Genomic DNA, 23,252 nt, shown 5'->3' on the forward strand with positions numbered 1-23,252 from the left:
GTGGGGGACTTCGGTGATCTCTTCGGAGTCGTTGTGCCCTGCCGGCGATGCCACGTACAGAGGAACGATCGGGGGACAGAGGTCGTCCGAATCGACCCGGCAACCCGAAGGGCCCGCAGCATGACTTTTCTGGAGATGGTCAGTCCGCATTCTGAACGGCATCGCGGCGAGCATGCGGGGTGGTTGCGGGCTGCGGTGCTGGGCGCGAACGATGGACTGGTCTCGACCGCGAGCCTCATGGTAGGTGTCGCGGCCAGCGGCGCCGCCGCGGGCGCGGTTCTCACCGCGGGGCTGGCGGGTTTGGCAGCGGGGGCGATGGCTATGGCGGCGGGTGAATACGTCTCGGTCAGTTCGCAAGTCGACGTCGAACGCGGCGACCGAGCCAAAGAGGAACGCGAATTGGCCACCGACCCCGATGCCGAACTGAGCGAGCTGGCGGGTATCTATCGCGACCGCGGACTGCCTGCCGAACTCGCCGCGCAGGTCGCCGTCGCATTGCACGACAACGATCCGCTCACCGCCCATCTGCGAGATGAGCTCGGGCACAGCGAAATCACCGCGGCGCGCCCCACGCAAGCCGCGATGGCCTCCGCCGCGAGTTTCTTCCTCGGGGGCGTGCTCCCGCTGCTCGGTTTGATCGCCCCGACCAGCGGCACCCGGCTGGGGCTCATCGTGATCGTGACCGTGCTCGGACTGGGGGTCGCGGGCATTCTCGGAGCCTGGGTCGCCGGGACGAGTATCCTGCGCCCGGCGTTGCGGGTCGTCATCGGCGGCAGCCTCGCCATGGCAGTCACGGCGCTGGTCGGTCAACTCGTCCATGTCGCCGGCATCTGACAGGCCCGGCCGAACACGGCGTGCCGAGGGGCACCGGCAAGCCCTATCACTGTGCGGACCCGCGCGGTGGTTGCTACCGTCCCGCGTGCACGGCCGGACGGCGGTCCGCCCAGGCAGGGCGCGCTGGGGCGACGTTGAACAGCGCGGTGAAGCTGCCGTAGTCGAAGATCCGGTCGTACCACTCGCGGGTGCTCAGCGAGGGGGCGTCGGCGTCGAGGTGGCCCAGCGGGATCGGCGGCGCGCTGGTCGTGGGCGTCAGCAGCACGTCGTAGCGGGTGAGGAAGCCAGCGACCGCGCGGGTGGTCTGGTTGAATACCCGGTCGGCGGCGTAGATGTCGAAGGCGGACAGCGTCTTTCCGTATTCGACGCACGCCAGCGTAGCGTGGACAAGTATTGCGAGCAGGCGAGGCTACCGCTTCGGTGTCGGTCCCGACACCGATTAGGCCGCGTTGACCGAGGCCGCCGATGAGGCGGGCATCAGCGGGTTCGCAAACGACTGACTCACGAACCGTGGTGAGCGGGCAGGGACCAGGGTGGTAGGGGTCAGTTCTGGTCTTGGTCTCGGATACGACCTTGCTGGGCGGCGACGTTGTCGCGGTCGTGTAGCAGCCCCTTGCTCTGTAGCAGCGATTGACCGGTGGCCGATCGGAGCCTGGCGGCTGCCGAGGTCGGTGAAGGTTGTCAGACTGTGGCTGTGGTTCGGGTTGAGCCGGCGACGGCCAGGAGATATCCGGCGGCGGCGAGAGAAACGAGGAAGGCCAGCCCGCCCAGTGGTGGATTCTGCAGGTAGGGGTGGCCGATCGCTCCGAACACGGAGAATTTTGTGAGCCATGCCGGCCAGGCGAACATCGGAACCAGCATCATGAGCAGGTAGGACAGACCCAGCCCGGCGGCCAGCATGGTCACCGCGAAGCGGGGCCACCAGGCGACGAGCCAGGCGCCGACACCTGCGAGCCCGAGCGCGAACAGTGCCACGGTCGACATTGCCCGCAGGGTGGCCGAGGCGTCGATGTCGGCCCCGACGACGAGCATCGCGATCAGCATGCCGGCCGTCGCGCCGACAATGACCACAGCCACACCTGCGACAAGGGCAGCGATGCGCTGGCGGATCAAGGCAGCGCGCGAGAGGGGAGTCGACAACAGTATTGCGGTGCGGCCCTCGTCGAGGTCGCTCACCCAGGCCGCTACCTGTGTGACCACGAATGCGGCGGCGATCGGGGCGATGAATTCCGCGACGTATCCGAGGTATTGGTCGGCGGGGCTGAACCCGGGATCCACTTGCAGCATGCGGCGGGTCACGTCGAATTTGTCCCACATCTCGGTCACTTCGGGCTCGAGCCAGGCCATCAACCCGACACTTGCCGCGGCGGCCATCGCCCACAGTGCCAATCCCGCGCGTTCGCGTACCAGGATCGCCGACCAGAGGCGGTCCAGTACTGGTCGTTGCACCCGCGTAGGTCGCCGAGTCGGACTTCCTCGCCATTCCGTCAAGGCGGACCCGATGTCGCGGCGGGTGAACACCCACGCCGCGACTGCGGTCACCGATGCCGCCCCGGCTGCAAGTACAGCAAGAGACGCCAGGTCGAATCCGATACCGGGGACCAGAGTGCGGAAGTCTGTGAAGTAGTAGAAGGGTGAGACGTACCGCAGCAGCGCCAGCCATCCGAACCGTTCCCACACGTTCGTGTACAGATATTGCGCTACCACGATCAGTGCTGCCACCGCGCTCGCGGTTCGAGGTGTGGGAGCGAGCTGACCTGTCAGTGCGCCGATCGCGTATCCGGCGAAAGCGCAAGCGGCGCAGCCGATTCCGGTGGAAACCGAACCGGCGATGTTCGGGTCGCCGCCGACGACCATCGCCGCGGCCAAACCCAGCCCGAGTCCCAGCCCGATCGCCGCCAGCACCGCCGCGAACCCGAGCGCGCGATCGCGGACCAGCCGCGACCGTGAATGCCCGGTGGACAGCAGCACCTCGACCGAGTGACCGGCCTCCGCTCCGCGGACTGCACCAGCGCCTTGTATGGCGCTGTAGAGGGTGAGGAACAGGACGAGCAAGGTGACATTGTGGTAGGTCAGGTAACCGCCCAGGGTGTCGAGGCGGTCTGCGGGCCACCGCAGCAGCCGCATCGCCTGTACGCCGGGCTGCATGCTGTCGGCCATGCCCCGCGCGCCGCCCGCGAAATGTGCGGTCTCACTGCGGAATCCGCTCGCGATGGCCGTCATGGCCACGGCGCTGCCCAGGATCCACGCCACGATCCCGCGCCGGTGCGCGTGCACGGTGTCAACGACCAGCAACAGGCTCGGCGGTGTCGAACTCACGGAGGAACACCTCCTCGAGTGACTGCTCGTGGCTGTCGAGCTCGACGACTCCCGCTGCGGACAGCACCCGCAGAAGCGGCCCGATCGATCCCTGCACCGAGCAGGTCAGCCGGTGATCCACGAGCCGTGGTTGGGTGACCCCAGGTACGGCCGCCACCGCGTCGACGTCCAGTCCTCCGGTGATCGCGGCCTCTACGCGGTGGATTCGCTTGGCGCGCAGCTCGTTCAACGAACCCATTCGCCGTACCCGCCCGTCGCGGATGAGTGCGATGCGGTCACAGACGGATTCGACTTCCGACAGCACGTGCGAGGACAACAACACAGTAGCGCCGGCGGCGGTTGCGTTGCGCAGCATGTCGTGGAAAACGCGCTGCATCAACGGGTCCAGTCCGAGGGTGGGCTCGTCGAGGATGAGCAGGTCCGGGCGGTGCATGAATGCCTGGATGAGTCCGAGTTTCTGTTTGTTGCCGTGTGAGAGGTCCTGGTAGCGGCGCCCGAGGTCAAGATGCAGGTTGTCGGCCAGTGTGTGCAGGTATTTTTCGTCCACTCCGCCACGGAGGCCGGCGAGCATTCCCAGCACGTATCCCGCGGTGACCCTCGGCCATTGCACCAGCTCACCCGGCAGATAGCCGACCCGGCGCTTTATCGCGGCACTGTCGGTGTGTGAGTCGAGCCCGAACAAGCGAGCGTCTCCGCGATCGGGACGGGCTAAATCCATCAACAGCCGGATCGTCGTGGTCTTCCCGGCACCGTTCGGGCCGATGAAGCCGAATGTCTCACCGCGTCGCACCGTGAAGTTCAGATCGAACACGCCGCGGCCGCCACCGAAATCCTTGGTCAACTCCGAACAAGCGATTACCGGCACTGCTGCGACACCGGTGTCGGTATCGAAGGCCATGACGTCATGGTCGGCCGTATGTCCAGCAGCTGCTAGGGCACTACGGCCCCGCCGCGCGAGTACGAGGCCATCCATGTCGTACTCCCCGCCGGGTAGGGCTGTCTGTTCTGTGACGTTCTACCCACCGCCGGGGATTCCTCATCCTCTGCCGCGGGCGGCGCCGATGCTCGATCGTTGAAATTCAGCCAGCCTGCGCGAACGAGCGTGCCGTGCATCTGCGGGGTGCGCAGGCGCCGTCCGAGTGAGATGTGCGCTGGGCGTTTGTCCGGAACGCCCGGGAGAGGAGAAGCCGATGGTCGCACAGGACTCGGCGATTGGCGGGTGGGCAGGTCGGGTTCGGCGGTGGGTCGAGCCGGCGCTGCTGGTGGTGGTGGCCGTCGCGCTGGTCGGTGGGCTGATCGCTTGGGCCGCGGGTTTTTCCGGGGTGGCGGACGGGTTCTGGATCGCGGCGACGGTGGTGGCGATCGTGCCGGCGGTGTGGTGGATGGTGGCCACCGTGGTGAAGGGACGAGCGGGGGTCGATCTGATCGCGGTGCTGTCGCTGGTCGGCACGCTCGTGGTGGGCGAGTATCTGGCGGGTGCGTTGATCGCGGTGATGCTGGCCACTGGCCGCACCCTGGATGCCGCGGCGGAACGGCGGGCCTCCCACGATTTGCGGGCGCTGCTCGAGCACGCACCGCGGTCTGCGCGTCGCCGCGTCGGGGGTGAGGTCACCACGGTCGCGCTGGACGATATCGCTGTCGACGACGTCGTTGTCGTCGCGGCCGGCGAGGTGGTGCCGGTCGACGGGCGGATCATCGGTCCCGCCGCTGTCCTGGACGAGTCGGTGCTCACCGGGGAGCCGCTGCAGGTCGAACGCGAGGTCGGGGAGCCGGTGCGCTCCGGGGTGGTCAATGCGGGCGCGACCTTCGAACTGCGTGCCACCGCCACTGCGGAGGCCAGTACCTACGCCGGGATCGTGCGACTGGCCCAGGATGCCGGCGCGGAGAACGCGCCGGTCGTTCGGCTGGCCGACCGATATGCGGCGTGGTTCCTTCCTCTGACGTTGCTCGTGGCGGCGGGGGCTTGGGTGTTCAGTGGCTCGCTGGTGCGGGCGGTAGCGGTGCTGGTGGTGGCGACGCCGTGTCCGTTGTTGCTGGCCGCGCCGGTGGCGATCGTGTCGGGGCTGTCGCGTGCCTCCCGGCAAGGGGTGATCATCCGCAGCGGCGGCGCGTTGGAAAACCTCGGGCACGCAACAACTTTGATGATGGACAAGACCGGCACCCTGACAGCGGGCAGGCCGGTGGTCACCGCGGTGATCGCGGCCCCAGGCGCCGACGCCGCCGAGGCGATGCGGCTCGCCGCCTCCCTCGACCAACTGTCACCGCATGTGCTGGCCGAAGCGATCGTCACCGAGGCGCTGGCCCGTAATCTGGTGCTGTCGTTGCCCTCGGATGTCACCGAGCAGGCCGGGCGCGGAGTGCGTGGTGTCGTCGACGGTCACCGCATCGAGGTCGGGAAACTCCCCGATACCGCCACTACCGCCGACTGGGCGCGCGCGGTGGTCAACCAGGCGAGTCTGGACTCGGCGGCGATCGCGTGGATCACCGTCGACGACCGGCTCACCGCCGCGATACTGCTGCGCGACCCGCTGCGCCGCCACGCGCCGCGCACGATGCGACGCCTGCGGCAGGCAGGCTTGAACCGGCTGGTGATGCTGACCGGTGACCGGCCCGAGCCCGCCCGTGAGGTGGGCACCGTCCTGGGGCTCGACGAGGTCTACGCCGGACAGAGCCCCGCCGACAAAGTGCATGCCGTACAACGCGAACGCGAGGCCGCGCCCACGGTGATGGTCGGCGATGGCGTCAACGACGCCCCCGCACTGGCCGCGGCCACCGTCGGAGTGGCCATGGGTGCGCGGGGCTCGACCGCCTCGTCGGAAGCCGCCGATATCGTGCTGGCCACCGACCGCCTCGACCGGCTCGCCGACGCGATGGACACCGCGCGCTGGTCACGCCGCATCGCGGTGCAAAGCGCTGTGGCCGGCATGAGCCTGTCGCTGGTGGCCATGGTCATCGCCGCGCTGGGCTGGCTCCCGCCGGCGGCCGGTGCGCTGCTTCAGGAAGCCATCGACGTCGCGGTCATCGTCAACGCGCTGCGCGCGCTCCGCGGTAGTCCCGCCGCTCGCGCCCAGCTTCCTGCCGAAACCGGCCGGCTACTGCATCGCTTCGCGGGTGAGCACGACGAACTGCGCGAGACGCTCAGCCTGCTGCGCACCTCCGCCGACCGCCTCGCCCAGCATTCCGATCCCACGGCACTGTCCGCGGTCGAAGACGCCTACACATTCCTGGTCGAGCGGCTGCTACCGCACGAAACAGCCGAGGAGACCCAGCTGTATCCGATGCTGGCCGAGCCGCTGGGCAGCAGCGAAGCCACCGCCACCATGAGCCGCACCCACGCCGAAATCCAGCGACTGACCACCCGCATCGGCACCCATCTACAACTGGCCCGCTCCACCGGCCACGTCCCCGCGGACCAAGTCGACGATCTGCTCGCCTGCCTCTACGGCCTGCATGCCTTGCTGCTACTGCACTTTCTGCAGGAAGAGGAGAACTACTTCACCCTCACCGACGATGAACCCGACACCCCACACGCCGCAGCGCCGTCACTACAGCAGTAACCATCAACGTCCCAGCACACGCACACACCGAAAAGCGCCAGGCCTCCTCTGACGTCGGCGTGGCCCCATGAAGGACCATGGGGCGGCGGCGCAGTCGGCGCCCCATGGCAGTCGAGGGTCGTCAGGCGAGCGCAGCCACCGGACCGGCAAGCGACAGCGCGCTGCAATTCAGCTCGATATAGACGCGAATCCAACTATGCCACAACATATCTCACCTTTGCGTGGCCGAGGGTTGATTCGGTGTGCCGCACCATGGGGCGATCGGAAGCCCGATGTCTTCCGTGGGGCTGCAGCGCGTGCAGGCCGAATCGTCCCAGCACGACCGGATGGCGCGGCACGTGCGCGACGGGGCGGAATACCTCGGCGATGAGCGCGTCGAAATTGCTTGTGGCGCTTGCGAAGAGCTGCTCCCATAGACGGGCGTCGCCGACGAGCGAACGTTCGGTGTGGCTTCGGTCCCGGGCGGCCAGGCCCGCGCGGCCGTCGTCGAGCGGATGGGCGAGGTCGATCTCCGGCCACAGCCACCGCAGGCCGTGCCGTTCTAGCCCCAGCGAGGCGAAGAACGGCGAGGCCACCCTCGTCGGGTGGAATGCAGCGCAATCGTCGTGGATCACGCCCGGCACCGTGAGTTCACTGCTGCGAGTGCCACCGCCGGTGTGTCCTGCGCTTCGAACACAGTGACGGTGTGGCCAGCCTGCGCCAGGCGGATGGCGGCAGCGAGCCCGTTGGGCCCGCTGCCGACCACGACCGCGGTCGTCATGCCACTGTGTCCTTACCGGCGGTGAGCGTCTCCTGTCGGCGATAGCTGGCGCGGTCCTTACCTGAAGCAGCGGGTGACGGGCTCTTTTCGTGTTCACTGCTGGGTCGGGGAGTCGAGCGTGTGGATGATCCAGTGGTGCCGCCCGCTGGTCTTGGCTTGGTAGAGTGCCCGGTCCGCGGCGTCCAGCAGATCCTCGGCCGGTGATCCGGCGACCGCTGTGACCACGCCGCCGATACTGGCCGACACGTGTAGCTGATGCTCGCCGACGGTGACCGAGGCGGCCAGTGCCGACAGCTGACGGTCGGCGGGGAGGGAGAGCGACCGCCATGCAGGAATCCGAGCGGGCGTTCCCACTGTGGACCACCGCGTTTCGGGCACCGCCCCGGGCGGCGGCAGCTCGCGGCCATCCCAAGCCGGACTCGCCGGCGTCGCGGTACTGGCCGGACTCGGCTCCTCGGACGTGCCCTCGTCCTCATGGGAGGGCTGCGCCGCCGTACTGGCGGCTTCGGGATGTTATGGATTCGGGTGAACCTGCCTACGTCGCCACCTGTCGCACCGTCAGCCAATCTACATCGCCGCCGACGACAACATCCTGCCGATGTTGCCGAACAGCGCGGCGATTCGGCCTTCGTCGCCTCGAACCCTTTCGGGCAGTGGGTGGTGGGCAGCGAGCCTGCTCGACGACGTGGATCGGGATGACTGCGCCACACTGAATATGTATTGCACAGGGGAATTCAAGACGCTCCACGGGGCCGCGAGCCGAATGGTCACGGAGAGTCCGTCGTGCCGGTGAGGACCGAATTCGACGCGCTCGCAATGGATTCGCCTGGGAGGTGCCGTGACGTCACGCCAGCGAGAGGAACAGCTTCTCCATCTTCTTCATGTCGGCGCCGTCCGGGCTGCCGTTGGTCAGGCAGTGCTGGAGACCGGTCGCCACCAAGGCGTAACCGCTGCGGCTCAGCGCTTTGTTGACCGCAGCGAGCTGGGTGAGCACATCCTCGCACTCCGCACCTTCTTCCATCATGCGGATGACGGTCGCCAGGTGGCCGTGTGCGCGCTTCATGCGAGTGATCACGGCCTTCACCTCGTCCGGTTCGAATTGCATCTGTTCCTCCAGCGTCTCGTCCGGCCCGTCGCGGACCGCACCCATGAATCATATCCCCCCGGGGGGATGCTATGGTTGTCTAATATCCCCCCGGGGGGATAGCCCGTACGTGGTTCTTCCCGCACCACCGGCGACGGACCACAGCTGATGAAAGGAATGCCGGATGTCCGTACTCAGTGAGACCCCTTCCCGCCACGGCGCCGCCGTGCTCCAAGAGCTCTCGCCGCAGCATCGCGCGTTACGTCACGCGATCCCCGAGGTGTACAAGGGTTTCGGCGAACTCAGCAAGGCCGCGTTCGCGCCGGGAGCCATCGATCGCAAGACGAAGGAACTGATCGCGCTCGCCATCGGCGTGGTCGAGGGCTGTGACGGTTGCATCGCCTCGCACGGGCAAGCGGCAGCGCGCGCCGGGGCCACGCGTCAGGAGGCCGCGGAGGCCATCGGCGTTACCTTCCTCATGCACGGCGGCCCGGCAACGATCTACGGTGCTCGCGCCTACGAAGCGTTCTGCGAGTTCGCCGATGCCGTCGATGCCGGCGACGGCCCGGCGTGATCACGAACGGAAAAGGTCCTCGGCATGTGTAGTCCCGTTCGCTGCAGGGTGTGCGGCAAGACGACGTGGTCCGGTTGTGGTCGGCACGTCGCTCAGGTCAAGTCCGCCGTTCCGGCCGACCAATGGTGCGCCGGCCATCCGACATCCGCCCAGGCCGGTTCGTCACGTCGGCTGTTTCGCAAGTGGGGAGACCGCTGAAGCGGCCCCGGTCAGCAGTCCGACGGTTTCGGACAGAGCGCCAACTGGCTTTGTTGTTGTATGCGGCGATGATGTCTTTGTGGATGCGGCCACGGCGGGAGACCTCGTGGCCGTTGTTGCCGTTCGCGAATTTTCTTGCCGGCTGTCACGGTGATCGTGATCGGGCCGGTCGGGTTTGCGGATATGATGCTTGCTCTTCGCTCGGTGAATGCGGCTACTGAGTGAGGTCTAGTGCGGCCCTGACGATGCTGTCGGTATCGATGCCGTGATATCGGTAGACATCGTCTGGGGATCCGACGTGACCGATCCGGTGACCCCGAGCATGGACGCCGGCACATTGTTGATACCGGCCAGGAATGCGAGCGTGTGCGGATGACCATCGAGGACTGTGACCATGGGTGCGGCCCGATGGGCCGGAAACACCTGTTCGAGAATCCACGACGCACCGGCACCGAGCCCGCGACGTGCCCGCAACGCCTCGAACAGCAGACCGGGCGAGGTCAAGCAAACGACATCGGCGGCAATCCCCTGCTCAGCGAGACGGTCGGCTGCACAAAGAGTTTCGGTCATCTATCGCGCCCGTGCCGACGAGCGTCACGACCGGTCGTTCGGCCCGGCGCAACATATATGCACCAGCGACGACCTGGCGTTGGCGACGTTCTCTGGCGGCTGCGTCGGCGGGGACTTCGGCTGCGGTCTGGTCGACAGGCGCGACGCTGCTGGTGTTGCGTGGCGGGTGCGGCTACGCAGTGCCGAGGCGTCGTGGGAAGGCCGGCAAGGCGACCCGCTGGTCGTACCCCCCGCTCGCCATAGCCTCGAAGCGATCGAGGACAGCGCGGTACTACTGACCGTCGCGAATAACTTGGGGGCCAAGACCTCGCGTAGGCGAGGCGCACGTGTTCATCGACGTAGCCGGCGGGCAGCACGGTGGTGGCGCCGGTTCTCGGCCGGTGCGTAGGTGTACGGCGGTGAGGCTGCCGTCGGGGTGGATGGCGGTGATGGTCCATCGGTAGCCGTTGTGCACCAATGGCTGTCGCCGAGACGGATGCGCGGGTTGTCGCGTCGGGTGTAGATAACATCCCCGACCGACGCACATTGTCCGTCGGAGACAACGACTTCCGCACCCACGGTGTGGTGGTGCGGGTGAGTCCGTCGTCGCGGGTGTTGAGTTCGGTGACGAGGTCTGGGATGGGGGCGAGCCTCAGGTCATCAGGGCGGTGACGACGATGGCGTCGGCCCAGGCGTAGCGGCCCAGTCGCCAGGGCTGGACGCTAGCGCCGCCAGCGTCCAAACACAGAAGGCCGCATACCCCTCGTGCCGGGGTGGTGGGTGTCCTTTCTCGCGTAGTGGTGGCCGCGCGGGGTGGTTTCGATGAACTCGACGCGGCCATACACACCTACACGACTACTCAGGACTCCGCAGTTCACAGAAGGAGAAGCCGATCGCGGCACCGATCGCGGCCCCGACCGGCGAGTGGTCGCTCGAAGCGATGGACGTGATGGGAGGAACCGGCCTCATCCTTGCCTGACATCGCCTTTCAGCCGGTCCGGTCAGGTCCGCGGCTTCAGTGCGACCTTGCGGATCTTGCCTGCCGGCGTCATCGGCAGACTGTCGACCACCTCGACCTGGTCGGGCACCTTGTACTTGGCCAGGGTGCGCCGACACCGCTCGAGCAGCATGTCGGGGTCGACCGCAGCACCGGGCGCGGGCACTACGAATGCGTACCCTGTCTCGCCGAAGGTTTCATCCGGCACCCCGATCACCGCGGACATCGCCACCGTCGGGTCTTCGGAGAGGACGTTCTCGACCTCCGCCGGGTAGACGTTGTATCCGCCGCGCACGTACATCTCTTTGCGGCGACCGAGCAGCTGGATGTGCCCGTCGGCGGACATCGATGCGATATCGCCGGTCGCGAGCCAGCCGTCGGCGAGGAATGCCGCGGCCGATTCGACGGGCAGCCGCCAGTAGCCCGACGCCACACAACCGCCACGGACCTGCAGTTCACCGGCTTGGCCCGGGGCGAGTGGAGTATTTCGGTCGTCGACGATGCGGCCCTCGAAGTCGCCGGTCAGAGTCCCGATGGTGTGGGCGACCGTCTCCAGAGAATCGCCCAGCGGCGAGATGACGCAGGCGCCCGACGTCTCGGACATGCCGTAGAGGTTTGCGATCCGGACGCCGTCGAATCTCGCCGCGACCTGCTCGGCGAGGGCCGGTTCCAGGTTCGACCCGCCGACCACGCACAAGCGCACACTCGACATGTCCGCTCCCCTAGCGGAGTCCGCGCCGAGGATCATCTTGTACATGGTCGGAACGCCGACGAACATCGTCACGCTGACGTCGGCCATCGTCGCGACCACGAGGTCCGGATGGAACCGCGGCAGCAGCGCGATCGCGCCCCCGGTGACAAGGGTCGAGCCCAGGGTGCAGGTCAGCCCCCCGACGTGGTTGAACGGCATGACGCCGAGAATCACATCAGCAGCCGACTGCTCGAACCGCTCCACTTGCGCGGCAGCCGAAGCGAGCAGGCTGGCATGAGTGATCGTGGCACCCTTGGGTGTGCCGGTCGTTCCTGAGGTGTAGAGGATCACCGCCGGATCCGTGGGCCGGACAGCCTCGGCGGCGCGGGAAAGGAGCAGGGGTTCGGGCTCGGTGGCTGTGAGGTCCGCCCACTGTTGCCGGCCCGGAGCCTGGTCACCGCCGAGGAAGAACAGGTGCTCGACCGTCGGGATGTCGGGGCGGAGCTGGTCGAGAAAGGGCCCGAACTCGAACCCGTTCGACTCCGCGTCGCAGACCAGGGCACGCGCCCCGGATTGGGTGAGCATGTAGGTGAACTCGCGTTCACGGTAGACGACGTTGAGGGTGACCAGCACCGCCCCGATCTTCACCGCAGCGAGGTAGGCGACGATCCAGTCGGGCGAGTTCGTCGCGGCGATCGCGATGCGGTCACCGTGGCCCAGACCCAGGCGCAACCAACCAGTGGCGAGACGGTCCGACCTCTCATCGATCTCGGCATAACTGATTGCCTCACCACCGAAGTGGACGAACGTCGACCCGGGCGCTGCCGCAACCCGAGCAGCGAGCGTCGCGGGAATCGTCGACCCGTTACCAATTCCGTTGTCCATCAAGCATTCCGATCATTCGGGGCAGCGTCGCACGACCACCAGAGACGCAGGCGCCGTGACGGCAGTCACATCCAGCAATCCTGCGTCACCATAAGCCAGTCCACCCAACAAAGCAAGCATGCTTGCTTGTTTTGTTGGGTGGAAAACGCTCGCGGCCCGGGTGGTCCGGAGAGAGCCAGTTCATCGACCGGCACCACCTGCAGATTGCGGGCCGGCACCGCGTCCAGGTCCATCTCGCGCAGCGCGCCGTTGTGATAGGGAACCGTCCGTTGCGGGACCGTCGCCAAACCCTCGGCGAGCCGCAGGATGGGGCGCCGCCCGTGCGATTCCACTACGCCGATGACGCGGTCGACGCCTCGATCGGCTTGGCGGTGGGCCTCCGAGAGCATCGCGTAGGTCTTGCCGCCCCCCGGCGCGGCACCCAAGTACACCCGCAGTCGTCCCCGCGTCACCGTAGGCCTCCGAACATTCGACACCGTGTTGCGTTCAGGTTCACAGGAACCGTGCAGGACAGAACAGCGCCCGACGTCGCCACAGTCGATGACCTTGGCCACTTCATCACGGCTATGCCTCGGTTCTACCGTGACACACGCAGCCGACGCAGCGAGCTCGTCGCACGAGCGTGAGCACCCCCAGTGACAGGGCGAGTGTGGGCAGCCTGGGTGCGGCGGGTGGTGCGAGTTCCTCGAACCACCCGAGCGGGGTCACCCAGCGCATCCACCCGACTCCGTTGCCGGTGTCAGCGGCGGTCTCGGGTGTCGGCGTCGAATCGGTGTGAGTGCAGGGCTCCGGCCTGTCTGTCAGCGGGTTGTCGCTGATGCGTTGCGGATCCAGCTGCGGAATTCGATTGCCAGGTGTTGGCAGTGCCCCTCGATCATCGAGTCCGGGGCGGCAGAGGGGTAAATGACTCGGACCACGACATCGGCGCCGGTGTCGGTGTCGCGCGCTTGGTGGAGGCAGTATGCGAAGGGTGTTTCGTCGTCGAGGCAGAGTAGGGCGTTCATCAGTGTTATCGGGTAGGACGCGTCGAGGTACGCGCTGACCGCCGTGGGGAGTTCGTCGGCCACCGAGACCTTGAATCGGGTGAGGTGGCCGCCGATCGTCTCCACCATGCCGCCCGTGTACGCGGGGGGCTCGACGTAGTGCTCGGGGTGGGCGTTGAGAAGCAGCGCTTTGTCCTGGAAGCGGCCTGTGCCGGCCTGCGCCTTGAACCAGTCGGCCAAGCCGGTGCCGCTGAGTCCGTGGATGGTGAATGCGGTGCGCGACTGCCGGTAGGTGCCGCCCGAGGATGCTATGAGCTGCTTGTGGTACCTGTCGCCGGCGTCGATCTGCTCGGCGAGGAGGTTCATCATCGCCTGGCCGGCGGCCACGCTCTTCAAGTTTCGGAGGGCGCGGCGGGCGGCGTCGAGCTCCCAGCGATCGACCTCGGCCTCATTGAAAGTTCGACCCATCGTGTGGACATCGAGCGTCACCGGGGACGGCTGCTCTACATCGGTATCGGCGTTCACGGGTTGTTTCCCTTCGTCAGGAGAGGCGCGGCCATTTTTCGGGCGCGGCGGAAGACCGCGCGGATGTACAGGCGGTGAGCGTCTGGCGCGAGCCCGGATACCAACATAAGATGCAACCATGCATCTTGCAAGAGCGCACGTTGGGCCTCGCCGACGACGGCGCGGTACAGAACTACGGGTTGCGCTCTTGGACGCCGCCTGGGATGAGTTGATGGAGCGCGGATATGCGGCGCTGACCTTCGCTGCGGTCGCCGAACGGGCGGGCACCAGCCGGCCGGTCGTCAATCGGCACTGGGCGGCCAAGGACCTCCTGGTCCGCGACGCCATCGTTCATGCGAGCGAGAAGTTCCCTCTCACCGACCCCGCCACAGGATCGTTGCGTGAGGACACCATCGCTCTGCTCGAACAGCTCAACGGCGCCTTCACCGCATTCGCCGCAGCGATGACGGCGCAACTGGCCGCCTACTTCGAGGAAACGAAAACAACACCGAGTGAACTGCGCGCCTCGCTGGTGGAAGCACGGTGGGAGCTGATCGAGTCGGTTACTCAGCGAGCTGTTGCGCGCGGAGAGGTCGACGGCGCGAAACTCACTCCACGCATCGAACGGCTGCCCTACGACCTGCTGCGGCACCAAGTGCTGATGGACTTGAAACCGATGCCGTTAGAACACATTCAGGAGATCGTCGATACGATTTACCTCCCCCTGATCACCTGACAGGAGTATCGGCTCCACGGTGGATACGAGAACGTCCTCTTCGGCATCCACTGCGAAGGATCTTGGCCTCGTGAGGCGGTCGCACCTCTCGTATGAGCGGGACGAAGACCTCACGAGAGCGTCGGGCGGCCGGCCGCAGTAGACAAGTGTGTCGTAACAAGTGGGAGCCGCGAGCAACTCCGCCGAATCCGCACCTCGGCGCCGAGCGGCAACTGCTGCGTCGCCGCCATTCGACGGGGCACTGTCTCGCGCGCCGCACCGCCGATGACGAGGTTCGCGCATGCTCGCTACGCTGCCCGTCACTGGCTCAGCCGACGCAGCCGCGGCGCGAGATCGGACTCGAACAGGTCGAGGAAGCGCCGTTGATCATGACCAGGCGCGTGGAATACGAGATGGTTGAAGCCCGCATCGACGTAGGCCTTGACTTGCTCGACGGCATCATCGGGGTCGGAGGTGACGATCCAGCGCCGGGCGACTTGGTCGATCGGGAGCGCGTCGGCAGCTGCTTCCATCTCTATAGGGTCGGAGATACTGTGTTTCTGCTCAGGAGTAAGAGACAAAGGCGCCCAGAACCGAGTGTTTTCCAATGCCGCTGCCGGGTCGGGATCGTAGCTGATCTTTATTTCGATCATCCTGTCGATACTCGATGCGTCGCGTCCGACTCCGGCTGCGCCTTCGTCGACGGCCGGCAATAGCTTTTCGGTGTACAGAGCCATCCCTTTACCTGAGGTGCAAATGAACCCATCGCCCTCTCGGCCTACGTATCTCGCCATGAGTGGACCGCCGGCAGCGATGTAGATCGGGATGCCCTGATCTGGTACGTCGTAGATCGACGCGCCGTGGGCGCTGTAGTACTCCCCGTTGAAGTCGACCCGGTGACCGAGCCAAAGTTCGCGCATCAGGCGGACAGATTCGCGCAACCTCGCGAAGCGTTCCTTGAATTCTGGCCAATCACCGCCAAAACCTGTGGCGATCTCGTTGAGGGCTTCCCCGCTACCGACGCCCAGCATGATGCGTCCGGGGTACAGACAGCCCATCGTGGCGAAGGCTTGTGCGATAACCGCGGGGTTGTATCGGAATGTCGGTGTCAGCACGGATGTGCCGAGTTGAATGTGTTCGGTGCGCTCGCCCACAGCAATCATCCAAGCGAGCGAAAAGGGAGCATGACCATCTCGATGACGCCAAGGCTGGAAGTGGTCACTAACCACGGCAGAGTCAGCACCACGGTGCTCCGCGTAGACGGCGAGCTCTACCAGTTCACGCGCACCGAACTGTTCCGCAGAGGCTTTGTATCCGAACTTGAGTTGTGCACGCATATTGTGCCTTTCACCTTTGAAATCTGAAATCTGCAATGGAACCGCCGAAACTGATGTGCAGGACGATCCGTGCCTTCGGGCACCATTCTGACGATTCTGCCGATCGCTGTCAGACGTAGTTGTTCATATGGAAGATCGGCAAACGAAGAATTTTCGGGAACGTCGGTTTGTCAGTAGACGTCGACCTACTTCACCGTGCGGACACATGTGGCGAAACGCCCAGTTCCGCCGATCTGGGTGGATCGGATACAGGGAACCTACCTCCTCTGACGGCCGCTGCCAAAACGTCTCGACGTGCAGACGGTGTCCTTGCGATGTGCATCTTGCCGTGCCGAGGACACGAGATCCGCCGTCTGGGCACTATGCACATGACACCGGTAAAGATGTGAAGAAGCCACAGTGCCAAAGGCGTGACCGATGACATACATTGCATAGACCGAAGCCGAGATAGGCACCGGCGCAGAATATAGACAGACCGATTGAGAGCCTGTGCGTGGAATTACTGCGTATCGGGGTCTAGCCCCGCAATGAGTCGCAAATCAGCCTCCACTGATTTGTACGCGGATGCCTCGCTGCTGGGCAGCGGTCGAGATGGTGACACTGCAGCCTTCTGCGGTCGCGTCTTGCCATTTCGAGGTGAACACAAGCCGGCGTCGATCGCGGCCAATGCATCAGACCTAAGGACACATTATGGCACTTTCCGGTGGCGAACGAATCGGACTGCTCATTGCCAGCGGTACTGCACCCGAAGATATCGCGGAAATCGCGCGAAGCTCGGAACGAATGGGGTTCCACGAACTGTGGCTACCGGAAGATTACTTCTTCATAGGCGGTGTCGCGGGTGCGGCGATCGCGCTGGGTGCGACGGAGCGGATTCCCGTCGGGATCGGCGTGGTTGCATCGACCGTGCGTCACCCGGCGGTGACTGCCATGGAGATCGCGACGCTGGCACGCGCCTTCCCGAATAGAATCATGCCCGGCATCGGCCACGGCATCCCCGCGTGGATCGGCCAGATGGGCTTGACGCCACGCTCGCCGATGGCTGCCCTCCGCGAGTCGCTGACCTCGATTCGCGCGCTCCTCGGTGGACAGTCGGTGTCTGTGGAGGGCAAGGCATTCACCTTCCGTGATGTCTCGCTTGCCCATTCTGCGGAATCGCATGTTCCCTTGTACACGGGCGTGCTCGGTGATAAGGGAATTGCGCTCACTGGTGAACTTGCCGACGGTCTTCTGGTCAGCGCTCTATCGCCGGTGGAGTACGTGGCCAGCGCTAGGGTCAAACTGGATTCTGCGGCTGCAGCGGCGGGCCGCGAAAAGCGGCTCGGGGTGTCGGTTCTGTTGCTGGCGAACTTGACCGATGATGATTCCAAAGTTCCTGCGTTGCGGCAGGAAATGCGTGAGCTCCTCGCCTTCTATATCGCAGCGACCGGCCCCTGCGCACTCTTCGGCGCGATCGGCGCGAACGACCAGATCGGCGACATGTTGTCCCGTGGCGGGGCGGAGGTGGTTGCCGCAGAGATGCCAGAGTCGTGGATCGATGCCTTTGCGCTGGTCGGATCTCCGGCTGATTGTCGCGCCAGGATGACTCAGTACTTCGCTGCGGGAGCGGATTCTGTCGTCGTCTCGCCTGTGCCCGCCGGCAGTGCCGGAAGGACTCTATCCGTCCTCGAGCAGATGCTCCACTGAACGCAAACAGCGGGAAGGTTTCTGCAGCATCGTTCAGTTTGTTGACATCCGCATATTGATACTGCAACAGCATCAGATAAAAAGGAGAAAATAAATGGCTACTGCAATCAGCGACACAAAAGAGATCGAGGCCGTTCACGCGGAGTGGTTCGCCGCCAATATCGGGCTGCAGATCGACAAGATGATCGGGCAGTTCCCCGAAGGAGACGCGTACCTTCAGTACAACCTCAACGGACTGACCTATCGCGGCGCGCATGACAAAGCGAAGCTCTGGGCCGGACTCAAGCGTGTCGGAAGCAACATTACATCGATCGAGGAATCCGGCCCTGTTGTCGTCAACGTAGCCGGAGACATCGCCTGGATTGCGGGCGAGGCGATCGCCCAGATCGTGCTGCCGTCGCCGACTGGTGCCCTCGGCGACACGAGCGTAGTGCCATTCCGATACACGGAGATCTACCGGAAAGACGACAACGCCGGCAACCCGCGCTGGACGATCTGGCACATGCACTGCAGCCCATCCGCTCCCGAGGACAGCACGCCCAAGTACGGAGACGAATGATGTCGGTCGACAGTAGCGCCGCCTTTTCAGGGCCGTCGACCGTGCGTGTCGAGGGCCCTGCGGGGGCCATCTTCACCTATCCGTCTTCCGACAGCCTGCCTTCCCGCGGCGCGGTGGTTTTTGTTCACCCGATCAATACCTCGGGACGTGTGTGGGATGGCGTACGCGGCGGTATCCGAATGCCGTCCTTGGCTCTCGACCTCCGTGGGCACGGGTCGTCTACGCTGTCCGGCCCATTTTCCATCGACGACTGGGTTGCGGACGTTCAGGCGGCGATGGACGAACACGGTGTTCGATCAGCCCACTTCGTCGGAGGGTCCGCGGGCGGCATGATCAGCGCGGCTCTCGCCACAGAAGAACCGGAGCGAGTGCTGAGCATCGCGGCGTTCGGCAGCACACTCGGCACCGGCCTCGGGAGCGTCGTGATCGAGGAGATGGTTCGCGAGCTCGAGGTGGCGGGGTCGGCCGCGTATTTCGCCAAGATCACTCCCGAAGTGCTGGGGCCGGCGTATCGAAGCCCCGCCGTGTTGCGTCGTGCGCTGGACGCGATCGGAATTCGTCCGGTTCCCGTCGTATCCGACATCCTCAGAAGTGCGTTCGGCGCCGACATCCGAGATCGCGCGCCGCAAGTCGGCTGTCCCGTTCTGGCTGTGGCAGGAACTCTCGATCCGACATGTCCGGTGGAGATGTCGGTCGAATTCGCCGAAGCGACAGGCGGCGCGCACCAAACGATCGAAGGTGCCGGCCACCTACCGATGCTGGAGGTGCCTGATCAGGTTGTCCGCGCACTGAACGCTTTCTGGGGGACGGCGACAGAGTTGACGGAGCCACAATGACCTACTCGATTGTTGCGCGCGATGGTGAAACAGGACACCTTGGAGTGGGCGCGCAATCTCACTTCCTCGGCGTCGGACGCCTCGCAGGCTGGCTGGAACCCGGCGTCGGCGCCGTCGCGACGCAAGCGTTCGTCAACACCGACTTCGGGCCGTTTGCGCTCGAGGGCCTGCGCCGCGGAGAGGCGTGTGCCGATATCCTCCGCAGCCTTATCGGATCCGACGAGATGGCAGGATTCCGGCAGTTGGCCCTTGTTGCTGCCGACGGGACCGTTTCCGTGCACACCGGCGACCGATGCGTGCCGGCAGCGGCTCACCGTGTCGGTGATGGGGTTGCGGTTCAAGGAAACATGCTGGCGTCGCCGGCAGTGCTCGATGCGATGTTGTCGGCATACGAGAACGCCGAAGGTGAACTGGCAGATAAGATCCTGGCCGCGCTAGCGGCAGGTGAGAACGCTGGTGGCGACGCCCGCGGAAGCCAATCCGCATTCATTCGGGTGGTCACGGGAGTGCGGTCGGTACATCCGTGGCGGGAATCGCTGGTCGATATCCGAGTAGACGATCACGAAGACCCCATCGGAGAGCTGATGCGACTTCTGCCGCGGGCGCGTGCCTTCGATTCGGTCGGATCGGTGATGTTCGCGCCGCGAGTGATGATCGGAGCCTTCCAGGACGTCTCCGAGCTCGAACTCGAGCGCTCCCTGGAGGGGCTGGAGGCTGCCGCGAAGGTTCTCGACGACAACAACGAAGCCGCGTTCTGGCGTGCGGTATTGCTGGCCAGAGCCGGGCGAACCGGTGAGGCGGCTGATGCCTTCACCGAGCTGTTCTCATCCGCCGACTACCTGCGCCCGTTCCTGAAATCTGTAGGTGCGGCGGGTATTATCCACGAAGTTGAGCAGTATCTATGATCATGCCAATAGATCCTGTAATGATCGAAGGACTACACGCGCGAATTTCACCGCAGCGTGTAGCCGAACTCACCGCGAGGTTGATCCGGTGTGATACTTCGAACCCACCCGGTGGCGAACAGAGCATAGTCCCGATTCTGACGGACGTGCTGGTCGAAATCGGATGCAGTGTTGAGATCTACGAGCCGACGCCCGGCCGGCCCTCAGTGGTGGCCCGGCTCGGCACAGGAAAACCTGATCGACCGACCCTGATGATCAACGGCCACATCGATGTTGTACCGGCGAAAAAGGGTGAATGGCAGATCGACCCGTTCGGGGGAGTCATCGAGAAGCACCGTGTCCGCGGACGCGGCGCATGCGATATGAAGGGAGGAATCGCGGCCGTCATCGAGGCTCTCACGGTCTGTAAGGAGGCGGGTGTAAGCCTCGACTCCGATATCGTCATTCACCTCGTCGCAGATGAGGAAACAGGCGGCACCCACGGAACGAACGCGCTTGTGGACGCTGAGCTTGTCAGGGCCGATGCCTGCATCATTCCCGAGCCAACCGAGATGCACATCGGTGTGGCCGAACGTGGGTCGTTCGTGGCGGACATCGTTGTTCACGGTCGTGCCGCCCATGCAAGCGACCCGGACCTGGGGCATTCCGCGATCAGGGATGCGGCACGTGTCGTCGAGGCGCTGCATTCGGCCGACTTCAACGACCCCGACCATCCGCTTCTAGGTCGACCCTCCTGCAATGTCGGGACGATCTCTGGTGGGACGTCGGCGAATGTGGTGGCCAGCGAGTGTGTTCTTCGCGTCGATCGCCGCATCCTGCCGGGAGTCTCTCTGCAACAAGCACTGGACTCCATCACATCCAAACTCGACGCCCTCGAGCCCACGATCGACTATGGCATCGAACCGATCTTGTTCGTCGAGGCCTCCGAACTCGACAGCGACGCGCCCTTCGTGCAGTATCTGCGGCACGTTGCGCGGGGACGGAACGGGTCCGCGGATGTGCAGGGCTCCTACCTCGGAAGCGATGCGCGGTTCCTGCGCAATCGCCTCGGGATACCGACTGTGCTCTATGGTCCCGGTTCGATTCATCAGGCCCACACCCCTGATGAATGGGTCGCCACCGACGACCTGGCCGCAGTCGCCAAATCCTTCGTCTCCATCTTCACCACATTCGGCAACCGTCTGTCGACGGAAGAGAAAATAGACGCAAGGATGCAGTAGTTGCCACGGGTGCTAGGGAGTGCAATCGGCGATGAGCAAGAGTATCGGAGCGAATGACGTCGAGAGGCTGGCACTCGGGGCATCGTTTCTCGCCTCAGGAGGCGGCGGTGCCCCCTATCACCCGGTTTTGATGGCTCAGAACGCCCTCTCGCGACACGGGGCGGTCATCCTTGTTCGTCCCGACGAACTCGCCAGGGATGCACTCCTGTTACCTATCATCATCGGCGGACCGCCCAGCGCGGTCGTGGAGTCACTTCCCAGCGCAGAGCAGCTTCACCAATTGCGCGCCGTGGTGGAGGAGGTGAGCAAAGCGCCCTGTGGGGGCGTGCTTCCGATACAAATCGGTCCGGTCAACTCCGTCTTTCCTGTCGCAGCCGCTGCTGAACTCGAACTGCCGTGTGTCGATGCCGACATCATGCAACATTGTTTTCCCTCGCTCCAGATGACCTCTCTGGCGCTGAACGGTATCCCGATGTCACCGATGATCATGGTCGATGCATCGGGTGCGTACAGCATCATTCAGGCCGGCACCGATCAGGCCGGCGCCCGGCTTCTCCGCGCGACATTGGCTGAGATGGGAATGGTTGCGCTGGTCAGCGCCTACACGGTGACTGCGGATATCTGCCGGCGCTTCGGCGACGTCGGATCTATATCGCGGTGCATCGCTCTCGGGGAATTGGTTGAACGACTACAGGGGGGCGACCACGCCGCATTCGACGAGTGTCTTCGCTTCTGTTGCGGGTCTGCCGTGTTCGAAGGGGTCGTCATCGAAGATCGTCACGACATCACCGGCGGAGTCCCGCGCGGTGTAGTTACTGCTCTGAGCGACTCGGCTCCCCACAGCATTCTCCGCCTCGACCATGGCAGCGAATACGTAGCGGCCACGGTAGACGGGGCCATTGTCGCGATGGTCCCGGATATCATCACATTGGTCGATAGCGACACCTATGCCATCATCCCAGCCCCGGATGTTGTTCGAGGGCAACGAGTCACAGTCTTGTCCATCCCTGGCGACGACAGGTGGCGGACGCCAGGTGCGAGAGACATAATCGGTCCAGCAGAATTCGGATTGCCGAGGATCGCGTATTCGGAGAATTCCCGATGATCCCGGGCTTTACGATAGGGATTGCTCTCGGGCATACGGTGAGCGCCATCGCAACCGATGGTGCCGGGGCAGTTGTCGCCCGTGCCGACTCCGAGGCCGCGGGGTCGAAGGCCATCTCCGAGACGCTCAATCGCATCGGTGTTGACAGGGTTGACAGGGTCATGGTGGCGGGCCTACATGACGTCGACCCTCTTCAGCTACCCGCAGAGAAGGTCGGGATCTTGCGGATCGCGTCACCTTCGAGTACATCTATCGCACCTCTGTCGGGGTGGCCTCGACACCTCGCACGGCGCGTAGCCGGCTACGTTGCGACGGTGGCGGGAGGACACCACTTCGACGGCAGCCCGCGCTGTCCTCTGGACACGGATTCCATCGCTCGGTTTGCGAAGGAATGCCGTCGCAACAAGATTCGTGCAGTGGCGGTCGTAGGCACGAATTCTCAGTCGGCAGCCGGTCACGAACAACGAGCAGCTCAGATCGTCACCGAGATTGTAGGGCAACGAACGAACCTCGTTCTGGGCAGCACGATGTCCGGTATCGGCCTGGTCGAGCGTGAAAATACTGCAGTCATCGAGGCGGCGCTCGCACAAACAACCATGCGCAGCGTTGACGAGATTTCCGCGGAACTCAACCAGGGTGGTGTCGATACCGAACTTCACTGGGTTACAGGAACCGGAACGCTGCTCTCCACAGCAGAGTTGGTCTCCCACCCATTGAAGTTGCATCGGTCGCTGCTGGCCAGCGCGCTGAACGGTGTCATGCACGAAACCGACCGCGCCAACCTGATCGCCATAGACGCCCGCGGTGATCCGGTATGGGTGTACACGGTTTCCGACGGGATCCCCAACCAAACCCCTTCCGGGACGAGGTTCTTCGGTATTCCGACAGTGGTCCCCGGATCTACGACGAGTAGCGTTGAACGGCCAGAGTGAAGGACAGGTTATGCGGTGTCTG

23 protein-coding genes and 2 pseudogenes are annotated in these 23,252 nt (G+C 64.8%); 12 read left to right on the forward strand and 13 right to left on the reverse strand.

The features are described 5' to 3' along the window. Positions 1 to 120 precede the first annotated feature (120 nt). Positions 121 to 834: a VIT1/CCC1 transporter family protein gene (locus NA3_RS33225; protein ID WP_218021934.1), complete on the forward strand. Its 714-nt coding sequence runs from the start codon at positions 121 to 123 to the stop codon at positions 832 to 834. 73 nt (positions 835 to 907) lie between these two features. On the opposite strand, the gene NA3_RS38930 is transcribed toward NA3_RS33225, so the two are convergent. The 3 genes from NA3_RS38930 to NA3_RS33240 all read right to left on the reverse strand — a co-directional run bounded on the left by NA3_RS38930 (position 908) and on the right by NA3_RS33240 (position 4,051). After that, entirely contained in the window at positions 908 to 1,099 is a 192-nt protein-coding gene (locus NA3_RS38930; RefSeq protein WP_062968554.1) for a hypothetical protein, read from the reverse strand. Between the two features lie 416 nt (positions 1,100 to 1,515). Next, positions 1,516 to 3,153 carry an efflux permease Rv1217c-related protein gene (locus tag NA3_RS33235; protein WP_128145312.1) on the reverse strand — a complete coding sequence of 546 codons (1,638 nt, stop codon included), beginning with the start codon at positions 3,151 to 3,153 and terminating at the stop codon, positions 1,516 to 1,518. Continuing rightward, positions 3,116 to 4,051: an ABC transporter ATP-binding protein gene (locus NA3_RS33240; RefSeq protein WP_062968558.1), complete on the reverse strand. Its 936-nt coding sequence runs from the start codon at positions 4,049 to 4,051 to the stop codon at positions 3,116 to 3,118. Before NA3_RS33240 ends, NA3_RS33235 begins: the two co-directional genes overlap by 38 nt. Positions 4,052 to 4,343: 292 nt before the next feature. On the opposite strand from NA3_RS33240, the gene NA3_RS33245 reads away from it, so the two are divergent. Next, complete coding sequence (locus NA3_RS33245) at positions 4,344 to 6,710, forward strand: heavy metal translocating P-type ATPase (protein ID WP_062968560.1); 2,367 nt, start codon at positions 4,344 to 4,346, stop codon at positions 6,708 to 6,710. 194 nt (positions 6,711 to 6,904) lie between these two features. Here NA3_RS33245 and NA3_RS33250 read toward each other — a convergent pair whose 3' ends face one another. The 4 genes from NA3_RS33250 to NA3_RS33260 form a co-directional block, all read right to left on the reverse strand. Continuing rightward, positions 6,905 to 7,324 carry a hypothetical protein gene (locus NA3_RS33250; protein WP_227995143.1) on the reverse strand — a complete coding sequence of 140 codons (420 nt, stop codon included), beginning with the start codon at positions 7,322 to 7,324 and terminating at the stop codon, positions 6,905 to 6,907. Further along, complete coding sequence (locus NA3_RS38935) at positions 7,321 to 7,470, reverse strand: FAD-dependent oxidoreductase (RefSeq protein ID WP_227995145.1); 150 nt, start codon at positions 7,468 to 7,470, stop codon at positions 7,321 to 7,323. The genes NA3_RS33250 and NA3_RS38935 overlap by 4 nt, the downstream gene beginning before the upstream one ends. A gap of 93 nt (positions 7,471 to 7,563) precedes the next feature. Further along, the gene (locus tag NA3_RS33255; protein WP_062968563.1) at positions 7,564 to 7,824 is read right to left on the reverse strand and encodes a diguanylate cyclase domain-containing protein; all 261 of its coding nucleotides are present in this window, start codon (positions 7,822 to 7,824) and stop codon (positions 7,564 to 7,566) included. Between the two features lie 490 nt (positions 7,825 to 8,314). After that, the gene (locus tag NA3_RS33260) at positions 8,315 to 8,575 is read right to left on the reverse strand and encodes a metal-sensitive transcriptional regulator (RefSeq protein ID WP_062968606.1); all 261 of its coding nucleotides are present in this window, start codon (positions 8,573 to 8,575) and stop codon (positions 8,315 to 8,317) included. A 163-nt stretch (positions 8,576 to 8,738) separates the two neighbouring features. On the opposite strand from NA3_RS33260, the gene NA3_RS33265 reads away from it, so the two are divergent. Next, positions 8,739 to 9,128 (forward strand): carboxymuconolactone decarboxylase family protein, encoded by a 390-nt coding sequence (locus NA3_RS33265; RefSeq protein WP_062968565.1) that lies wholly within the window; start codon positions 8,739 to 8,741, stop codon positions 9,126 to 9,128. A gap of 24 nt (positions 9,129 to 9,152) precedes the next feature. Then, positions 9,153 to 9,326, forward strand: coding sequence for a DUF8730 family Cys-rich protein (locus NA3_RS39595; protein ID WP_501193625.1), 174 nt, complete (start codon positions 9,153 to 9,155; stop codon positions 9,324 to 9,326). Positions 9,327 to 9,384: 58 nt separating this feature from the next. Here the strand turns inward: NA3_RS39595 and NA3_RS39600 are convergent. From NA3_RS39600 to NA3_RS33285, 5 genes and pseudogenes are all read right to left on the reverse strand, one after another. Further along, positions 9,385 to 9,441: pseudogene (locus tag NA3_RS39600) on the reverse strand (Lsr2 family DNA-binding protein); the annotation flags it as partial. Between the two features lie 99 nt (positions 9,442 to 9,540). After that, a pseudogene (locus NA3_RS37335) lies at positions 9,541 to 10,044 on the reverse strand (transketolase-like TK C-terminal-containing protein); the annotation flags it as partial. A gap of 832 nt (positions 10,045 to 10,876) precedes the next feature. Beyond that, the gene (locus tag NA3_RS33275) at positions 10,877 to 12,448 is read right to left on the reverse strand and encodes a class I adenylate-forming enzyme family protein (protein ID WP_063917857.1); all 1,572 of its coding nucleotides are present in this window, start codon (positions 12,446 to 12,448) and stop codon (positions 10,877 to 10,879) included. Between the two features lie 65 nt (positions 12,449 to 12,513). Next, positions 12,514 to 12,900: a hypothetical protein gene (locus NA3_RS33280; RefSeq protein ID WP_084492082.1), complete on the reverse strand. Its 387-nt coding sequence runs from the start codon at positions 12,898 to 12,900 to the stop codon at positions 12,514 to 12,516. 348 nt (positions 12,901 to 13,248) lie between these two features. After that, entirely contained in the window at positions 13,249 to 13,956 is a 708-nt protein-coding gene (locus tag NA3_RS33285) for a hypothetical protein (protein WP_062968571.1), read from the reverse strand. 118 nt (positions 13,957 to 14,074) lie between these two features. Here NA3_RS33285 and NA3_RS33290 point away from each other — a divergent pair, with 118 nt between their 5' ends. Continuing rightward, complete coding sequence (locus NA3_RS33290) at positions 14,075 to 14,671, forward strand: TetR/AcrR family transcriptional regulator (protein ID WP_062968573.1); 597 nt, start codon at positions 14,075 to 14,077, stop codon at positions 14,669 to 14,671. 299 nt (positions 14,672 to 14,970) lie between these two features. Here NA3_RS33290 and fgd read toward each other — a convergent pair whose 3' ends face one another. After that, on the reverse strand, positions 14,971 to 15,987 hold the full coding sequence (gene fgd, locus NA3_RS33295; protein ID WP_062968575.1) for a glucose-6-phosphate dehydrogenase (coenzyme-F420): 1,017 nt from the start codon (positions 15,985 to 15,987) through the stop codon (positions 14,971 to 14,973). A gap of 690 nt (positions 15,988 to 16,677) precedes the next feature. On the opposite strand from fgd, the gene NA3_RS33300 reads away from it, so the two are divergent. The 7 genes from NA3_RS33300 to NA3_RS33330 all read left to right on the forward strand — a co-directional run bounded on the left by NA3_RS33300 (position 16,678) and on the right by NA3_RS33330 (position 23,230). Next, the gene (locus NA3_RS33300) at positions 16,678 to 17,673 is read left to right on the forward strand and encodes an LLM class flavin-dependent oxidoreductase (RefSeq protein ID WP_062968577.1); all 996 of its coding nucleotides are present in this window, start codon (positions 16,678 to 16,680) and stop codon (positions 17,671 to 17,673) included. 94 nt (positions 17,674 to 17,767) lie between these two features. Continuing rightward, positions 17,768 to 18,232 carry a YybH family protein gene (locus NA3_RS33305; protein WP_062968579.1) on the forward strand — a complete coding sequence of 155 codons (465 nt, stop codon included), beginning with the start codon at positions 17,768 to 17,770 and terminating at the stop codon, positions 18,230 to 18,232. Further along, positions 18,229 to 19,068, forward strand: coding sequence for an alpha/beta fold hydrolase (locus NA3_RS33310; RefSeq protein WP_218021935.1), 840 nt, complete (start codon positions 18,229 to 18,231; stop codon positions 19,066 to 19,068). Before NA3_RS33305 ends, NA3_RS33310 begins: the two co-directional genes overlap by 4 nt. Beyond that, positions 19,065 to 19,973: a DUF1028 domain-containing protein gene (locus NA3_RS33315; RefSeq protein WP_062968583.1), complete on the forward strand. Its 909-nt coding sequence runs from the start codon at positions 19,065 to 19,067 to the stop codon at positions 19,971 to 19,973. Before NA3_RS33310 ends, NA3_RS33315 begins: the two co-directional genes overlap by 4 nt. 20 nt (positions 19,974 to 19,993) lie before the next feature. After that, positions 19,994 to 21,193 carry a M20 family metallopeptidase gene (locus tag NA3_RS33320; RefSeq protein WP_062968585.1) on the forward strand — a complete coding sequence of 400 codons (1,200 nt, stop codon included), beginning with the start codon at positions 19,994 to 19,996 and terminating at the stop codon, positions 21,191 to 21,193. A gap of 31 nt (positions 21,194 to 21,224) precedes the next feature. Further along, positions 21,225 to 22,298 carry an S-methyl thiohydantoin desulfurase family protein gene (locus NA3_RS33325; protein ID WP_062968586.1) on the forward strand — a complete coding sequence of 358 codons (1,074 nt, stop codon included), beginning with the start codon at positions 21,225 to 21,227 and terminating at the stop codon, positions 22,296 to 22,298. Between the two features lie 314 nt (positions 22,299 to 22,612). After that, positions 22,613 to 23,230, forward strand: a complete 618-nt coding sequence (locus NA3_RS33330) for a hydantoinase/oxoprolinase N-terminal domain-containing protein (protein WP_167355078.1) — start codon at positions 22,613 to 22,615, stop codon at positions 23,228 to 23,230. Positions 23,231 to 23,252 lie beyond the last annotated feature (22 nt).

It is taken from the genome of Nocardia africana NBRC 100379 (assembly GCF_001612635.1).
GTDB lineage: Bacteria > Actinomycetota > Actinomycetes > Mycobacteriales > Mycobacteriaceae > Nocardia > Nocardia africana.